The organism is Polynucleobacter sp. MWH-Aus1W21, assembly GCF_018687275.1.
Classification (GTDB): domain Bacteria; phylum Pseudomonadota; class Gammaproteobacteria; order Burkholderiales; family Burkholderiaceae; genus Polynucleobacter.
The window spans coordinates 1,703,412-1,720,803 of sequence record NZ_CP061287.1; the positions used below are offsets into that span (position 1 = coordinate 1,703,412).

Sequence of the window (17,392 nt, forward strand, 5' to 3'; positions counted from 1 at the left end):
TCTTTACTCTTCATATTAAGCTGCTGGAGCGGTAGCAGCAGCGGCAGCATTTGCAGTGTTGGTTTTCTCGGCGTCATCAGCCAGCCATTCTTTGAAGATGGACGCCACCACTTTTGGATTCTCTTCAACAAAGTCCTGAGCGTATTTGAGGAGTTCGTCGTACTCTTGCTTTTTCTCTTCTTCATGACGCTGACGTTCTTCCTCCATACGCTTACGCTCTTCCTCTGCTTGCTGACGCTCTTCCTCTTCAGCAATACGCTGACGTTCTTTCAGTAACTCAACTTCCATGCGTCGTTTCTCACGCGCTTTTGGATCCATTTGAGCCATCTCAGCTTTGATCTTCTCATCAAACTCTTCTTCAATTCGCTGCTCTTCGGCAGCAGTATCAACCTTCTTCGGAAAGAGCAAGGGCTTGACTACCCCAAAGAACATAATTCCTAGAGAGCCCAAAATAATGATGAACTTAAAGAATTCTTTACTGAGCTCAATAACACCGGGCTGTTTATAAAACGGTGGCTCATCGCTTGCTTCAATTTTGAATGGAATATTGGCCACACTCACACTGTCGCCGCGACGCTCATTAAATCCGAGTGCATCGCGTGCCAGGTTATTAATTTGCTCTAACTCTTTGGCGCTATAAGGAGTCGGTTTTAAAGGCTTACCATCTTTATCCACTCCAGTAGGCTGCTTGTAGTTAACAACAACCCCTGCGGAAACTCTTTTGATCTGCCCTTTTTCTGACTTAATACGTTGGATTGCTCGGTCCAATTCATAGTTAACGGTGGTGTCTTTTTTAATGCTGCTAGAACTAGAAGCGGAGCTTGTCGGCGGTGCATTTAAGTTTTGAGGGCCAGTGTTTGCAGCAGCGCCACCTGGAGCGTTGATAGGCGCTTGTGCTGCACCCGGAGGCTGATTCGTTAAAGCTCCTGGAACACCCGAAGTGCTAGAGCTAGGTGTGGCTGCTTCATTACTTTGTTGACTCCGAATAGAAGACTGATTTGGTGGAGAGTTGCGGCCATAAGTTTCCTCCGTACGCTCAAGCTCACCAAAATCCATATCAACAGTCACTTGTGCGCGGACATTTTCTTTGCCGGTAACAGGTTCCAAAATAGCTTGAATGCGCTTAGAGAGTGCGCCCTCAAGCTCGGCAACATACTTAAGCTGTGTGTTATCCAGACCGGCTAAGCGCTGCGCATTGGGCGCCAACAAACTACCTTCAGCATCAACAATCGTGACATTTGCAGGCCCCAGATTGGGAACCGAAGAGCCAACCAAGTTAGTGATGGCAGCAACCTGCTGAGAGTCCAAAAAGCGACCTGGATGCATAGTCACAATCACGGAAGCAGTGGGCTTTTCTTGCTCGCGCATAAATGCCGTCTGCTTTGGAATAGCCAACATGACACGGGCTGACTTAACTTGCGCTAAAGAGCTAATACTGCGCGCCAACTCACCCTCAAGACCGCGTTGGTAATTCACTTGCTCTACAAATTGGCTAGTGCCCATCTTTTGGTTTTCGAGCAATTCAAAGCCAACGTTCCCCGCCTTTGGTAAGCCTTGACCAGCCAAACGTAAACGTGTTTCGTAGACTGAAGATTCGGGCACCAAAATCGCCGCCCCGCCTTCGGTGAACTTGTAGGGAACATTCATTTGCTGCAGTGCAGCAACAATAGCTGCCCCATCACGCTCATTCACACTGGAGAATAAAACGCGATAGTCATCTTTTGTGCGGCCGGAGAGCGTAACAAAAACAATCGCAGAAATAAACAAAAAGAGTGCGGCGGCCACGATGAGGCGCTGCTGGAAATTCAAGGCGTTGAAGCGGCCCTGTAATTCGGTTAATTTTGAGGGGAGTTTGACCTTAGCCCTAGTGGGGGCTGAAGCGGGAACAGCAGAAGAGGCGGCTCTTGAACCAATGCTGACTACCGCCGCATCCTTTTCGCTTTCCTGTATTCCGGGCTGTGCTTCTTCGCTCAATGGATCAATTCCGTCAAATCAGGCAATAACTGTAAATGATAATAGCACTAAATATAGAACATTTTTGCCTATTTTCTCTAAATATTGATATCCTATGCCCATATTTGCAAAAAAGAGGCAAAAATTGCCGCTGTAAGCTTTAAACAAAAAGATCTCAATACACTGTGACTAAAACAGCTTCTACTGTACCCCCAGCAGCCAATCCAAGTCTAGATGCCAAGCACCTAGAAGAAGCATTTGCCATTTTTTATTCAGAATCTCAAAAACTTGAGGCGCAGCAAACCGCCCTGCAAGACAAGATTAATCAGCTCAGCACCGAACTGCAAAAATCCAATCAACGACTGGCTATTTTGCTCAACGCCATTCCTGCTGGCGTGATATTGCTCGAAAACAATATCGTTTTGCTACATAACCCAGCGGTACTTCAGTTCCTACCCCATTTAAGCCAGGGCCAATCCTTTGAGCTGCCTAGTGAATGGCAAGCCTCTATTGCGCCCGGCGAATACCTGATTGGTAGCAATGAAGAGCGCAACTCCAAACCCCAAAAAACAGTGCAAGTGATTCGCATCGATGAGGGAATTAGAAGTTATATCCAGATACAAGACATCACCGCCAATATTTCTTTGCACCAACAAACCCAAAGAGAAAATCGCCTTACCGCAATGGGGAAAATGGCTGCTGGCATTGCGCACCAATTTCGTACGCCATTGGCAACTGCGCTTCTGTACTCATCCCATCTTTGTGATGATGAAGTGGCGCCTGAAATGGGAAAAGAATTTGCCCAGCGCCTACGCAAACAGTTGCTCGATTTAGAAAAACTTTCGCAAGACATGTTGCGATTTATTTCGAATCGACCTAATAAAACCATCCTAACTTCCGCCAAGCAAATCATTGATGAAGCGCAAGCGAGCATTCAAGCTCTATTCGAAAGTAAAGCAGTTGGTCTTGAAATGCATTGCGATGTGCCAAGCACCACCATGCTATTGGTTGAGCCGAAATCGATCCCCAATGCATTGGTTGCAATATTAGAAAATGCCCTTGCTGTATCGAACGCAAAAGACAAAGTCACACTTTGCGCAACAGTAGAAACTAAAAAACTCATTATCTCTATTGAAGATCAAGGTCCTGGAATATCTTCGACCATCATTGATTCTTTGTTTGAGCCGTTCTCTACAACCAGCGCAAATGGCACTGGGCTTGGCTTATCGATCGCCAAAAATACTATTGAAGCGCACCGCGGAACTATCGCAGTGGAAAACACAAAACACGGTGCGATTTTCAGTATCACCCTACCCATTGCACAAGCAGCGTAAGTGATAGCGCCAACTTTCTTGAAATCGATAAGCCCCCATCATGAATGAGTTAAACAATCAACGTTTTCCAGTAATTTTGGTGGAGGATGACGAAGACCTCAGGGAGGCCATTGCCGTTACCTTGAGAATGAAAAATATTGATTTTGTTACGCATCAGCGCGCAGAAACTGTTATTCCCCTATTGCGCCCAGACCTCAATACCGTCTTGGTTACAGACTACAAGCTACCTGGCATGACGGGAATTGATTTATTAAAAATTGCCCAAAAGGAATGTCCTGATTTACCCGTTGTCATCATGACTGCATTTGCCGATGCCAAACTTGCAGTTGACGCACTTAAGGCCGGTGCTAGAGACTTTTTAATTAAGCCCTTTGTTCCCCAGCAACTTATAGAAATTATTTCTCGCTACCACCCCCCAGAAGCAACTGCAGCTTCAAGCTCAATCACGACGCAAAGTATTGCAAGCACTGCAAGCACAACTGAAGTGGGTTCACAAATTTTGCCTGCCGAACATAGTGTGATTGCGGTAGACCCACAATCGATTGCCACTTTTGCACGTTGCGAGAGAGTTGCCGCAACCGATACCAGCGTTTTAGTTACTGGTGAGTCCGGAGCTGGTAAAGAAGTGATTGCTCATCACATTCACAAAACATCCAAACGCGCTAAGGGCCCTTATGTAGCCATTAACTGTGCAGCAATTCCAGAAACACTGCTTGAATCCATTTTGTTTGGCCATGAAAAAGGTTCTTTTACAGGGGCCACAAAAGCGCAAGCAGGTAAGTTTGAGCAAGCCCATAAGGGCACCCTCTTTTTAGATGAGATCGGTGAAATGCCTGCGCCACTGCAAGCAAAGTTATTGCGAGTATTGCAAGACAAAATGATTGAGCGTATAGGTTCCGCTGAATCAATCCAAGCAGATGTTCGCATCATCGCTGCCACCAATCTCAATCTACAAGAGCAAGTAAAAGCTGGAAAATTTAGAGAAGATCTTTACTTTCGTTTGAACGTTTTTCCAATCCATGTTTTAGAGCTACGCAAACGCCCCTTTGATATTCTTCCGTTGGCGGAGTTCTTCCTTAAGCGCTATAGCGTCAACATTGGTAGAGATTCCCTCACCCTGAGTAACGCCGCTAAAGCATTGCTACAAAAATACCCCTGGCCAGGCAATGTACGCGAACTTGAAAACATCATTCAGCGAGCAGTTTTGCTGGCTGATGGCGATCAAATTTATGCTGAAGACCTGGAATTAGACGACTTCCACCTTAGTCACGAGGTCATGGTTCCAGATTCTCAAGCAATCAGCGCAAATATTGCCGTTCAAAGTACCAATTTGGCACAAAATGGCACAGAAATTGCATCAATTAAGGGTGAAGTAAACCAAGATATTGAGTCTATTGAGCGTGAACATATCCTCAAGATCCTGGCAGAAGTAAATGGAAATAGAACGAAAGCCGTAGAGATATTAGGAATATCCGCTAGAGCCCTACGCTATAAGCTTAAATCCTATAAAGAAGCTGGCTTTCATGTTGATTGATTTTGGTAGATAATTAGGCCCATGAGTACAACGAACGTAGATTCCATGATTTCCCGGATGCAAGCACTTGCTGCTGCAGCCAGCGGTAAACCTGTAGCTACTGACAACCAAGCCGCTAATGGGGTTGATTTCTCGGCTGTTCTCAAAAATGCTATCGAGAACGTCAATACCGCTCAAAACAGCGCCCAAGCCAAAGCCCAGTCTTTTTCTACTGGCGCCTCTGATACCTCATTGGAAGATGTCATTGTGTCTTTACAAAAAGCCAATCTTTCTTTGCAAGGTATGATCGCCGTGCGTAACCGCTTGGTTGATGCCTACAAAGAAGTGACCAATCTTCAGGTTTAATCTGTTGGCCAACTAGGCCCCAAACACCAAAAGCCCAGTCTGACTGGGCTTTTTTTATCGCTCAGTAGAAATGCCGTTGGGATTGGGCACTGCCTTCCCATCTACCTCATATGCCCAAGCAAGAACTTCTGCAACAGCTGCGTAGAGCTTTGGTGGCACCAACTCATTTAACTTGAGCTGCATTAAAAATTCAACGAGTTCGGGCTCGGTCCGTGTGGGAATACCAAACTCTTTGGCTTTAGCCAAAATGGCTTCGGCCACAAAACCTTCGCCCTGCCCAGTAATCCGTGGAGCGGCGCTATTGGTTTCATAAGCCAAGGCAACAGCCTTGCGAATTTTCTTTTCATCCATTGTTAGCCAACCACCTCATCCTTCATGCTGACCTTGGCATCTGGGTCGACCTGTTGACGCATTTGTTCGAGCAAGCTTGAAAAAGAGCTTGCGAGGACAGACTGTGCTTGAGGCGAAGCCTCAATAGCAACGTGAACACTCTCACCAAATTGGGTGCCCACTACCTTAAAAGGGCCAAGATTAGGAAGGGTAACTTCCATAGTAATTCTGCTGCCTTTTTGTAACTGACTGGGATCTTTAGGATCTGCCTCCCATGCATCCTCTCGATACAGTCGCCCTTGCACATTGGGCATTAACTGGCCCTGCCAAAGTAAATCGCCACGCAATAGCAATTTGACTGAATCCTGAACCGCTGAAGAATTCGTGGTTAATTGACTGACCAGACTCGCCGCCTGATCTTTGATGCTAGTCATATCAGTCGATTGCACATCACCATCTTCGCTAGCGGGAAAGAGCAATTTTTTTAATTGGTCTGCAGCAAAGATTCCTGAAGTTTGTAGATTTTGATACAAGACATTCATCGCCACTTTGGGATCTGTAGTGTTCGCTATCAAAGCTCCAGCTAACGGATTGTCTGCGCCCTCTATCAACACACCAGAATTACTGGAAGCAGTCGGCCAACTGACTACGACACTTTGTACACCCGGCGTTTTGCCATCCGCTTGCGCCAACTTTCCCAGCTCGGGAACATCTACTGTCAATATGTCTGATAGCAGTTGCCCCAAAGCGGCACTGCCCAATGAATCCATGCGATTCAAGCTTTGCGACAGCAAATCGTTTAAGCGGGCTTGCGATGGATTGGCAGCGACCTCCGCTTGATCGGCGGTCATGCTAGAAATCTCTAACAATACCGCCTGATCAACACTAGGCTCTGTTGGCAATAATGAAGTAGGCACTCCGCGACCACCAGAATTTTGTAGGGCGTCTTGCAATGATCCGCCAGCCGATGAATCAGTCACAGGCACGGGCATGTTAAGCGCTACTCGAGGGTCAATAGCCCCAAGGCTTTCAATCACTGCAGGCGCCGAAGGTGGAGAAATTAAATCATTGCGGTGGTAATCTACCACCGGATTAATCGGTAAATTCGAGGGAATTGGTATTGCCATACTCAATCCTCATTAGTTGATTAGCGTAGTCACATCTTATTCCCTAAAACAGGATGTGACAAAAACAATCAATAATTAGCGGCCTGAGGCAGACCTGCTTCTTGAGCAACACTCAGACTGACAATCGACTCCTTAGGGGCCAATACTATCCAAGCCTCATACAGAGGCGTTAATACATCCAATATCTCTTGAACTTTTTCAGGAGATTTATTTAAACGGGCGCTCAAAATTTCACGCAAAGTCCATTCGTAAACTGCCCCCAAACTTAAAGCAACTTCACCGCCGCCCTTGTAATCCAAGCAAGCCAATAAACCTTGTTGAATTAGGTCATGGGCTTTAGTAAACGGCTCAATTCCATATTCACCAGCTTCAAGGGCTTTCTTAGCCAACTTGAGATGATCAAACACTCGCTCGTAAACCAAGACAATCAGTTGCCCAGCATCGGAACCGTGGACGCCAGTTATTACTTCGTTTGCAGCATATGCGCGAGCAGATTTAGAAACCATTTGACATCCGTTTAGGTTTTAACAAGAAAGAATTCATTTGTTAGTTTTTACCACTCTGACTATTAGTCAGAGCAGTCAACGCACCAGACAATGCAGTACTAGTAGAGCTCAATTGGTACAACAAAGCATTAAGCGCTGAATATTGCGCAATGAAACTATTCTGGATCGAGTTTAAACGCTCTGTTAATTGCGCCTGACGCTTTGCCAAATCATTGCCTTCAGAAATCTCATTCTGAATCTGGCTATTGATCGCCCCGTTTACGCCTATTTGTCTATTTATATAAGCTAGCAAATCACTGGATCCAATGGTCTGAGTTGTGCTCAAATCCGTAACATTTGTATTTGCTGTAGCGCTTGTAAATGTGACAGTTGTACCGCCCGCAGCGCTAGTGGTCCAGGCTGTTGAAGACCCAGAAGTAAAGGCACCGCCAGAAGCATCACTTAATGTTTTTGAAGAATTAAGTGAGCTTGCTGTTGTACCAATGGTGCTAATGTTCGCAAATGCATTCGCCACTTGTGCAGCGGTTGCGCCAAGAGTGCCCGCCTTAAAGGTCAGGCCTGCCATAGTTAATGTTTGACCTGCTGCCATGCTAGTGAAAACAGTCTGAGCCGTCTCTGTACTTAGGGCTGTCCCCTGAGTTGTCGTAATTGCCGGACTAGTTGAAAGACTCCCACTAGTTCCGCCCACTTTGACACCAGCAGCTAAGATGCCTTGTAGACCCTTGCTACTAGCAAGAGAGTAAGCGGCAGCATTAAATTTAATGGTTCCATCTAATTGCAGATCCATGCCCATCGCATTCATGCTTAAGGTATTAAATTTTCCCGTTACAGGATCTGCACTTCCATAGGTTGCCCCAAGAGCAAACTTGCTCTTGATTTCATTGATAAAGGAGAGTGTCGTAGGTGAATTCGCAAAGGTGCCTGCTTTTGATGACGTTGAATTGTTAGCATTCGCTGTCATCGTCTTATAGGTCGAAATTAAATCGTTATAAGCCGTAATGAGGTCATCAATAGTCTTCTGAGAATTATCTGACCCGCGCGTAACGTTAACAGCTTGTGGTGCTCCGGAGGACTTCACCAAATTTAATGTCACACCAGTAATCACATCACTGACCGCATTGGATGAGCGCGTAAAGTTAGTGCCATTGACGGTGAACACAGCATCCTGTGCATTGCTTACTGTTGTAAACGATAAACCACCTGCAGATCCGGCACTGCTTAAATTTTCTACATCTTGATTGGCAACTGTACTCGTAAAAGTGACACTAGTGCCACCTGCTACTACTCCAGTTGCCCAACCAGTCATGCTGCCAGCGGTAAATGCGCCGCCATGAGCATCGTTTAAGGTTTTAGTTGTATTGATACTTGCTGCAGTGGTGCCATCAGCAATGCTGGCAAAGGCACTTGCCACCTGAGCTGTTGAAGCCCCTAATAAACCTGCGGTAAAGGTAAGCCCGCCCATCGTAATGGTTTGACCGGCAGTCAAATCGTGAAAAGTAACTGCTGCCGTTTCTGTTGCAATAGCTGATCCTGTGGTTGTCACAATAACCGGAGCAGTCGAAGGTGTAATTCCCGAATACGAAACAGCGTTTGCAAGACCCGTCTGAGAACCTTGAATCATCAAGGCAAAATGCGAACTATCCGTCGTTTGGACAAAGCTCGCATTCACGTTCACCGCGAGTGCGTTGATCCAATTTTTTAAGTCGGTAACTGTTGCAGTAGATGCAAGGGCCAGGGTCCCTGCTGGTGTGCCCAAGGTGTTATAGGTTGTTGAGCCTACCGTGATTGAAAATCCAGCAACTGAATCAATCGACGCCAAATCGGCGCTAGAAGAATAACCGGCAATGGTATATTTAGAGGCTTGCGCTGTAGCCCAAACGCCCACATTATAGCTCCCAACTAGAGCGCCATTGGCTGCAGTGGCTTGGACAACAGTAGCATCAGACGTGCTAGCTACTGCGTTGTTATATGAGTTTGGGTCTTGAAATGCCTTCAAAGCATCGCCCAACGCAGACACCTTACTTTTTACGGTGCCTAAGTCACTAATGACAACTTGCTGCTGTGTAATCTTGGTATTAATTGCATCTAGAGGCTTATTCTCAACCGTCATCAACTGCGCAACAATACTAGCCACATCAATTGATGCAGTACCGGTACTGGAAGTGCTTGTAGTGGATGAAGAAACTGCCATTTCCTGGATTCCTACCCTTGTCAGATTTAAGCTATAAACGAACCAAAAGCCCAGAATACATCTGGGGGCAGCTTACTTAATGCAATTTACGTGCCAATTTTTAGTTTGGCACGTAAATATCATGCTTTTTGATGCACTAATGCTGCGTTTAACTGTGCAAAACTTTGGGCAATTCGGATCAATTCTTCCGTTGGCAATTGACGAACTACGTCACCAGTTTCGGGATTTGTCACGCGAACAATGTGGTAACCAGTAGTGCTGTCAACAGAGAAACTTAAATTACGACCCATAGACTGAACAAAGTTTTGAATCTGTTGCGCTGCTTTAGCAACTACTTCGCGAGTTGGTTGCGTTACTTCATTTACTGCAGATGGCTTAATTTCAGTACTAGCGGCTTTTGCTACAACCTCCGCATCGCTGCGAACTGGCTGAGGGACTCGCTCGGGGACTGAACCAGCCGATTGCATCACTCCAGTAGCCACTGGTGTTTGTGGCGCAGAATTTAATGCGGCGACTTGACTCATACGATACCTCCCAATAACAACATTAATACCTATTCCTAAGGCACAAAAATCAGGTCACCCTGATTTTTGTGTATAGCTTTATAAATTACTTACTTCAACAATGACAGGATCACGTTTGGCATTTGATTAGCCTGTGCCAACATCGCTGTTGCAGCTTGCTGCATGATCTGACCCTTAGTCAGTTTTGCAGTTTCTGCAGCAAAGTCAGTATCCATAATTGCGGAACGAGAATTCTGCAAGTTAGTAGACTGAGCCTGCAAGTTAGTAGAAACATAGCTCAAACGATTCATTTGCGAACCAAAAGTCGCGCGCTTGGTAGAAATGTACTCAATTGCATTGTCAACAGCTGCCGCAGCATTCTTGAAAGCTGTTTGCCATACATCTATGCTATCCAAACTACCTAATGTTCCGAGGTTACCGGCAGATGACGATGTCAGTCTTGTACCCAGAGTCATCATTTCTGAAGACTGGCCAGCAGTCGAACCAGTTGAGCCAGTTTGTACGTTTAACGTGTCAATCTGAATAAATGCATCGGAATTTGCGCCGCTTTGGAACTTCAATGCACTATTTGCGCCCTGTCCTACAACAATCTGACCGGCAGTTGCAGGAGTACCATTATTAAGCAACACTAATTTATCGGCAATATTAGCTTTTGTCTGAGCTTGATAGCTTTTCACATCAAACTGAATTCCGAAAGAACTAAAGTTAATCGTTTGGGTTGCATTAGCCGCATTGTCTGACAAAGTAACTGCTTGTGTAGTTGCAATACCATTGATGGTTCCTGACAAAGTCAAAATACCATCACTTGCACCAGTTGATAAAGTATATGTTCCAGGTGCTACACCAGATAAACGTACATCAGTAACTTCGCCCATTTGACCAGCAAATGTCAATGGATCATTAGCCGCAGTTGTAAAGGCGGATGCAATTCTTGATCCAAGAGTTGCTTTATTGGCAACTGTTGTTGTTGACAAATTAAATTTGATACCAAACTGGTCAAAATTTAATGATTGAGTGTCGTTAATGGCTGTGATTGAATCAAAATTGGAATCACGAATAGTTACAGTCTGGGACTTTGCTAGCCCATCTTGTGTACCAGTCATGGTTAGATTATTGCCATTTGCTGTAAAAGTAAAACTAAGACCTCCAAGCTTAGGGGCTAGGGCTGGGTCAAGCTCAATGCCAGTCAATGTTGTACCCCCAGTAACGCCAGCCGCTGAAAAGTCAAGGCCAGCTGCTGCTCCTGCAGCAACGCCTACCACTGCACCCAATGTGCCAGCAGTTGTTGCATAGCTAACTGCAGTATTAATTACCTTTTGACCAGCCTTAAGATCAGAGTTATTTTGATCAATCGAAGAACCGCTAGTTAAAAGGTTAATACCATTAAATTGTGTACGCTGCGCTGTTGTGTTGATCTCAGTATTCAGATCTTTCATTTCTTGCACGATGTCTAGCTTTTGACTTACTGACAAAGAACCATCGTAACCTTGAGTAGCCAATTGCTTGAGGCGTAACAACATGTCATGAATAGATGACAAAGAAGTATCTGCAGTTTGCAATAAGTTTGTTGCATCGCTTAAGTTGCGAACTGATTGATTAGTGCCGTTGATTTGGCTCTGCATGTTTTGGGAAATTGCCAGGCCAGCTGCATCATCTTTGGCGCTATTAATACGCAAGCCAGAAGAAAGGCGCTGAACAGATGTTGCCAAATTATTTTGGGCATTTGACAAGCTGTTTTGAGCAAACAAAGAGGCCAAGTTGGTATTAATAACGGTTGCCATTTAAATCTCCTTAAAAGTGCTGCTGAATACTTCTATTCAAAATCGGTTTTGGGGTGCCAACGCGGCTAATTTCCCCTGTAAATCTCTTAACGGCACCCCCTGGAGAAGTGTTTAGGAATATTTGCAAATCTTTTATTTGTGCCTAGACAGCAAAAAACCTTGATTAAAGTGCCTTTGGTGATATTTCAGACGATTTGTTGATGAAAAGGTCGGCCCTTGCTAAACATCCTTAATAAATAAGCCGTATAGCCATTACGCGTCAATTTTTTGATTAATTCCGAAAGCATCTCATGTCCACTATTGATCCAACCTCAGCTTCACTTTATGCACAGCAAGGCTTACTAGAAGCCCAAAAAGCACTTGCGAGCACGGTACAAAAGCTCTCGACAGGCCAAAGGGTCAATGGAGCACAAGACGATGCTGCCAGTTTGGCTATTTCACAAAGCATGGTGAGCCAACTCAACGCCGTAAACCAGTCGGTTTCAAACCTGAATCAGGCCACAAATCTTCTACAAACTGTTGATATTGGACTGAGCGCTATTCAGGATGTTTTACTAAGGGTTAAGCAATTGGCGGTTCAGGGCGGCAATGAAGGGCTGAGTAACACTCAAAAAGTCGATATTGCCAAAGAACTCACCGATCTCAATACCGAAATTACTAATACGATTGATCGGACAAAATTTAACAATCGAGCTCTACTGACTAACTATGGGGTACTTGATGCCAATTCCGGCATCAAGGTAGGCTCCACTAATATGGGAACTTTAGACAACACTATTGTCAGCATGCTTGGTGTGAGCGATGCCCGTCCGGGCATTTACAAGCTTTCGAGCAGTGGATCCAATCTAACAATGACTAAAACGGATTGGAATGACAACGCTCTAGGCGCTCAAACCATCACAGTGAGCACCCCAACCGGTACAAGATCAACCCAGGCACTCAATTTTGGGGATTTTGGCATTTGGATGCGTTTAGACAGCAGCACTATTGGACTCAATGGTCTTACCGATAGCGCAGAAGAGATTGCTAAAAATTTAAGCAACGTATTTAAACCCATCATCGTACAAGAAGGGCCAGCAATCAAATTTGGTGCTGGGCCACGTAACTCTGATCTGATTGCCTACAACCCGATTAACCTTACCAATACAGCTAAACCTGATAGCGAAATTGCCGGTGCAGTGAATTTAAATGGTATTTCAAATACCAATCCTGCAGCGCTGCAAGTATTGGCGGCGCCTACAACACCGCAAGGAAGCTACAGCATCACGATTAATGAGTCTGCTGCAGCTACCGAATTTGAGTTTACTAATTTCACCTCGGCCAATAATACTGTTGGCATTAACGCAGATTTTTCATTTACCGTTGGCTCCAATACTTATAAGGCCAATGGAGATAAAGTCACTGGTGGTGTTACTACGTCAGGAGCTGTAGCAGCTATGACTGGTTATAGTGCTGGTAGCTTTAATATCTCGTTGACCAACTTTAGCAGCTGGATTAATGGTCTTAATGACAACAACGTTTCTGCCAGACTCTATCAGCCTAATGCCGGTCAATATGCGGTCAAAGTAAATGGTGGCATGACGGGAGCGGCTAATGCGGTTTCCTTTCACGGCATGACTTTAGTGGTTGCAGACAATACCCTGACCGGGACTGATGTCACTGGCACGGTAAATTTATTGACAGACGGACGCTTACAAACAAGCTTTAACTACTCTGTAAAAAGTCCAACAGCTGGCGAACCAACCGTATCCTATACGGGCGGAATAACTGCCTTTGAAGGCAACAATGGTCAGTACCTGACCTACACTGGCGCTGCTGGACAAGAGTACCTAAATACAAACTATGCAGCCGCAGCAACAGGCACAAAGCAAGCTGATGGCACTTTAGTCATTAATAGTGAACTCAATCCTAATCCCGGGTATGTTTCTTACTATCCCTTTGCAAACCCCTATTCAGCAGCTTATGATCAAACACTGAATAGAACGAGTCAATTTTTAGTAGATGGCGTAACACCCAATCCCTACTTTAATTTTCAAAATCTAGGTGCACGTAATCAACCAGCAACTGCTGGCTATCAATACGGAGCAGCTGCTTGGGATAGTAATTTCACCTCAAACTTAGTTCTCAAGAATTCAGTCGCGGGGATTGACATTGCCCGAGATGCTAACCTCACAATTAATGGTAGACGCATTACCAATGCCACCAATATATTTACCGATAGCACTACCGGTTTATCCCTAAACATCACAACGCAAACCCAACCCTGGGATGTGACGCAGTCGGCCAGCATTATTGTTGGAACACCTGCTGAGGCTCTTGACTTAAATAACTCCAGCCTTGTGGCTCTATCTAAATCGATTCAGACGCTTAAGGGTTTTAATGTCTCAACTTCAAGCGAACAATGGCGCACAACGTTTAATACGCTTTCAAGCCAATCAGATAAGGCAGTTGATTACATCGCTAGCGAACGCAGCGCAATAGGTTCACAGCTTAATCGTGTCAGTGATATCAATAGCAATTTAAGAATGCAAAGCATTGATCTAGGCAAATCAAAATCAGTTCAAACTGATGCTGACTTCGCCCAAGAATCTGGAAATCTTGGCAAAGGATTTATCAGGGAGTACGCCGCTACTAGCGCCATGAGAGTCGCTAACGAAATGCCTAGCGTGGTGAAGACCTTGATTAAACTCTGGGATGATATTAAGCCTTAAGCAAAGATTCATTCCCACATCAAGAAGGCCCTCACTGAGGGCCTTCTTGATGTGTATTCTATTGAGAACTGATTGCTAAATATTTTTATATTTCTAGGCTTTTTGATTTACTAAGCCACTACTAAATTGCGGCAAGCTTTGAGCTATTTTTAAAAGCTCCGGCGAAGGCATTTGACGCACAACTTCTCCAGTTTCCGGATTGGTCACGGTCACCACATGGTAACCAGTGGTGCCATCAACTGAAAACTTGAGATCACGCCCCATAGACTGTACAAAACTCTGAATTTGCTCAACTGCTTTATCAATCGCAATCTTAGTGGCTTGTGCAGTTTCGGCAACATTAGATGGCTTAATTTCAGTACTGGCAACTTTAGAGACAACTTCAGCATCAGAGGGGATATTCGGAGCAGCTACTTTGACTGGTGCGGGTGCAGGTTGCGCAGGCGCAGCAGTGCTTTGAGCCACACCTTGATACTGTGTGCTCGCAAAGTTTGCTGATGAAATAACTGCGTCCGACATTTTTTCCTGCGTTTCCTTTTATGTAATACCTATATCTATTGATGCTACCTGTGCAAATCTTCATACGGAGGGCTTGCATATCGATTGATACGGTAATTATTTAGAAAGTGTTTAGGTATTTTTACAAAAATATTTCAGATTTAATTAAATCCTATTTAAATCAATGACTTATATAGGAAAAAGATTTTATAAAAGTCTAAATATTGGGCTGTGATTTCTTGCTCTAAGGGGAAATTTTATAAATGAGGCAAAAGCTGCCCCAAAAGGCGGCAAATATTGCCATTTTTGGTGTTTTTTACCCTGAAATACGGTATATTTAGGGCTGTTGGGGTATCTGACTACTAGATATGGTGAGCCCCCACTAATTTAGCTTTATTTGGGCTGCAATTAATCATTTATCGGGCAAAAGACCTATCGCATGAAAATTCTGGGTTTTGACACCTCTAAGCTGCCGAGCCCCTCGGCACAAGGCGCCATACCGATTCTGGTTCTCTTAGTGCTGGTCATGATGCTGGTGCCTTTGCCAGCAGTCATTTTGGATGTGCTCTTTACCTTTAACATTGCCCTATCAATCATTGTTCTGTTTACAGCGATCAATATCAAAAGCTTTAAGGACTTTGTTGCTTTCCCGACAGTATTACTGCTCACCACGCTCTTACGACTATCGCTGAACGTTGCCTCTACACGTATTGTTTTGATGGATGGTTATAAAGGAACGGATGCCGCAGGTAAGGTGATTGAAGCCTTTGGTGTTTTCTTGATTGGTGGCAATTTTGCAGTCGGTATCGTGATCTTTATTGTGATCACCATCATCAACTTTGTTGTGATCACTAAGGGCTCGGGCCGCGTTGCTGAAGTCTCTGCACGCTTTGCCTTGGACTCCATGCCTGGTAAACAAATGGCAATTGATGCCGATTTAAATGCGGGCCTCATTCAGCAAGACGAAGCCAAATCACGCCGCGCCGATGTGGCGCAAGAAGCTGACTTCTTCGGCTCCATGGATGGTGCTTCCAAGTTCGTCCGTGGCGATGCCATGGCCGGCATCATGATTTTGGTCATCAACCTCATTGGTGGATTGATGATCGGCGTCCTGCAGCATGGTATGGATTTTGCCAAAGCACTTTCTACTTTTGCATCACTGACTATTGGTGATGGCTTAGTAGCACAAATTCCGGCGCTCGTGATCTCTACAGCAGCCGGTATTTTGGTTACCCGCGTTTCGACTGAAGATGACTTTTCTGGTCAGGTCTCGAAACAGTTTGAAGCCAATAGCAATGCACTGGGTGTTGTTGCTGCAGTGCTAGGCATCCTAGGTATCTTGCCGGGCATGCCGCATTTCATCTTCCTAGCTTTTGCGACGCTCTTTGGGGGTCTGGCCTATCTGACGCACCAGCGCATGAAAAAAGAAGCTGCGGCTGCTCAAATTGCTGCTACCCAGCCGACAGCCCATGAAGAACTAGAGTGGAAAGATGTTCCGATTGTGGAGCCTTTATGTTTGGAATTAGCTTATCGACTCATTCCCCTGGTTGATAAAGGTGATGAAAGCGATCTGATTAAACGAATTAAAGCGATTCGTCGTAAATTTGTTACACAAGTGGGTTTCTTGATTCCATCGGTACACATTCGCGACAATCTGCAGTTGAGCGCTGAGAGTTATCGGATCTTGCTCTACGGCGCAGAAATTGGTCGCGGCCAATGTTTGCCTGATCGTCTTTTGGCCATTCAACAAAGCGGTACAGAAAAGATTCCCGGTATTGAAGTTAAGGATCCAACCTTTGGCATGCCAGCAGTTTGGATTGAACGTAGCTTGCGTGATGAAGCCATTGCCAAGGGCTACACGGTAGTTGAACCTGCGGTTGTAATCACCACACATCTAGATCACTTAATTCATCAGCATGCTGCAGAACTTCTAGGCCGCCAAGAAACCCAAGACTTACTTGATCACTTTAAGATGAGTTACCCAAAATTGGTAGAAGATGTCGTTCCTAAGGTTGTCACCGTCGCACAATTACAGCGTATCTTGCAGTTACTTCTAGAAGAAAATGTGCCTATCAAGGATTTGCGGACCATCCTGGAAGTCTCGAGCGAATATGCCGGCAAGCTAAATGATCCGCTCGAAATCTTGCCGCATATTCGGTATGCACTACGCCGCACGATTGTGCAAGATACTCTGGGTGACGGGGTTAATTTTCAAGTCTTGGGTATTCAACCAGAATTTGAGCAGCTCATTGAGCAAGCTATTGGCACCGGCGCCATTGCTCCTGATGGCCTGATTGAACCTGCTTTAGCTCGCATGTTTGGCGAAGAGGTCATTCAAGGGGTGCAGGAAATGGAAAACCAAAATTTACCCCCAGTGATCGTCAGCGGCACCCGAACCAGAACTACGATTTCTCGGATTGCCCGCCGAGTTTGTCCACAGGCGGTTGTACTGGCCTTGAGCGAACTACCTCCTACTGGTAATTTGGCTTTTTATAAGGTTCTTTGCTCCCAAACAGGCAAAACCACCTAAAATCACTATTAAATAGAATTACTTCGGA

At 45.2% G+C, this 17,392-nt stretch carries 13 protein-coding genes; 5 read left to right on the plus strand and 8 right to left on the minus strand.

Annotated elements, in window-relative coordinates; genetic code table 11:
* Positions 1–15: 15 nt before the first annotated feature.
* Positions 16–1,974, minus strand: a complete 1,959-nt coding sequence (gene fliF / locus ICW03_RS08905) for a flagellar basal-body MS-ring/collar protein FliF (protein WP_215347460.1) — start codon at positions 1,972–1,974, stop codon at positions 16–18.
* Positions 1,975–2,138: 164 nt separating this feature from the next.
* Here fliF and ICW03_RS08910 point away from each other — a divergent pair, with 164 nt between their 5' ends.
* The 3 genes from ICW03_RS08910 to fliE are packed head-to-tail and all read left to right on the plus strand — an operon-like array spanning position 2,139 to position 5,166.
* Entirely contained in the window at positions 2,139–3,287 is a 1,149-nt protein-coding gene (locus ICW03_RS08910; protein ID WP_215347462.1) for a PAS domain-containing sensor histidine kinase, read from the plus strand.
* A gap of 40 nt (positions 3,288–3,327) precedes the next feature.
* Positions 3,328–4,821: a sigma-54 dependent transcriptional regulator gene (locus ICW03_RS08915; protein WP_215347463.1), complete on the plus strand. Its 1,494-nt coding sequence runs from the start codon at positions 3,328–3,330 to the stop codon at positions 4,819–4,821.
* 21 nt (positions 4,822–4,842) lie between these two features.
* Positions 4,843–5,166, plus strand: a complete 324-nt coding sequence (gene fliE, locus ICW03_RS08920) for a flagellar hook-basal body complex protein FliE (RefSeq protein ID WP_215347465.1) — start codon at positions 4,843–4,845, stop codon at positions 5,164–5,166.
* Positions 5,167–5,220: 54 nt separating this feature from the next.
* Here the strand turns inward: fliE and ICW03_RS08925 are convergent, their stop codons facing one another.
* The 6 genes from ICW03_RS08925 to ICW03_RS08950 all read right to left on the minus strand — a co-directional run bounded on the left by ICW03_RS08925 (position 5,221) and on the right by ICW03_RS08950 (position 11,625).
* The gene (locus ICW03_RS08925; RefSeq protein WP_215347467.1) at positions 5,221–5,517 is read right to left on the minus strand and encodes an EscU/YscU/HrcU family type III secretion system export apparatus switch protein; all 297 of its coding nucleotides are present in this window, start codon (positions 5,515–5,517) and stop codon (positions 5,221–5,223) included.
* Between the two features lie 2 nt (positions 5,518–5,519).
* The gene (locus tag ICW03_RS08930) at positions 5,520–6,623 is read right to left on the minus strand and encodes a hypothetical protein (protein ID WP_215347469.1); all 1,104 of its coding nucleotides are present in this window, start codon (positions 6,621–6,623) and stop codon (positions 5,520–5,522) included.
* A 68-nt stretch (positions 6,624–6,691) separates the two neighbouring features.
* Positions 6,692–7,129 (minus strand): flagellar export chaperone FliS, encoded by a 438-nt coding sequence (fliS, locus tag ICW03_RS08935; protein WP_215347471.1) that lies wholly within the window; start codon positions 7,127–7,129, stop codon positions 6,692–6,694.
* A gap of 40 nt (positions 7,130–7,169) precedes the next feature.
* Positions 7,170–9,320 carry a flagellar filament capping protein FliD gene (gene fliD / locus ICW03_RS08940; RefSeq protein ID WP_215347473.1) on the minus strand — a complete coding sequence of 717 codons (2,151 nt, stop codon included), beginning with the start codon at positions 9,318–9,320 and terminating at the stop codon, positions 7,170–7,172.
* Positions 9,321–9,439: 119 nt separating this feature from the next.
* Positions 9,440–9,844, minus strand: a complete 405-nt coding sequence (locus ICW03_RS08945; protein ID WP_215347475.1) for a flagellar protein FlaG — start codon at positions 9,842–9,844, stop codon at positions 9,440–9,442.
* A gap of 89 nt (positions 9,845–9,933) precedes the next feature.
* Entirely contained in the window at positions 9,934–11,625 is a 1,692-nt protein-coding gene (locus tag ICW03_RS08950; RefSeq protein ID WP_215347477.1) for a flagellin, read from the minus strand.
* A gap of 290 nt (positions 11,626–11,915) precedes the next feature.
* On the opposite strand from ICW03_RS08950, the gene ICW03_RS08955 reads away from it, so the two are divergent.
* Entirely contained in the window at positions 11,916–14,336 is a 2,421-nt protein-coding gene (locus ICW03_RS08955; protein ID WP_215347479.1) for a flagellin, read from the plus strand.
* A gap of 93 nt (positions 14,337–14,429) precedes the next feature.
* Here ICW03_RS08955 and ICW03_RS08960 read toward each other — a convergent pair whose 3' ends face one another.
* Positions 14,430–14,855: a flagellar protein FlaG gene (locus tag ICW03_RS08960; RefSeq protein WP_215347480.1), complete on the minus strand. Its 426-nt coding sequence runs from the start codon at positions 14,853–14,855 to the stop codon at positions 14,430–14,432.
* Positions 14,856–15,273: 418 nt separating this feature from the next.
* Here ICW03_RS08960 and flhA point away from each other — a divergent pair, with 418 nt between their 5' ends.
* Positions 15,274–17,364: a flagellar biosynthesis protein FlhA gene (gene flhA / locus ICW03_RS08965; protein WP_215347482.1), complete on the plus strand. Its 2,091-nt coding sequence runs from the start codon at positions 15,274–15,276 to the stop codon at positions 17,362–17,364.
* Positions 17,365–17,392: the final 28 nt, after the last annotated feature.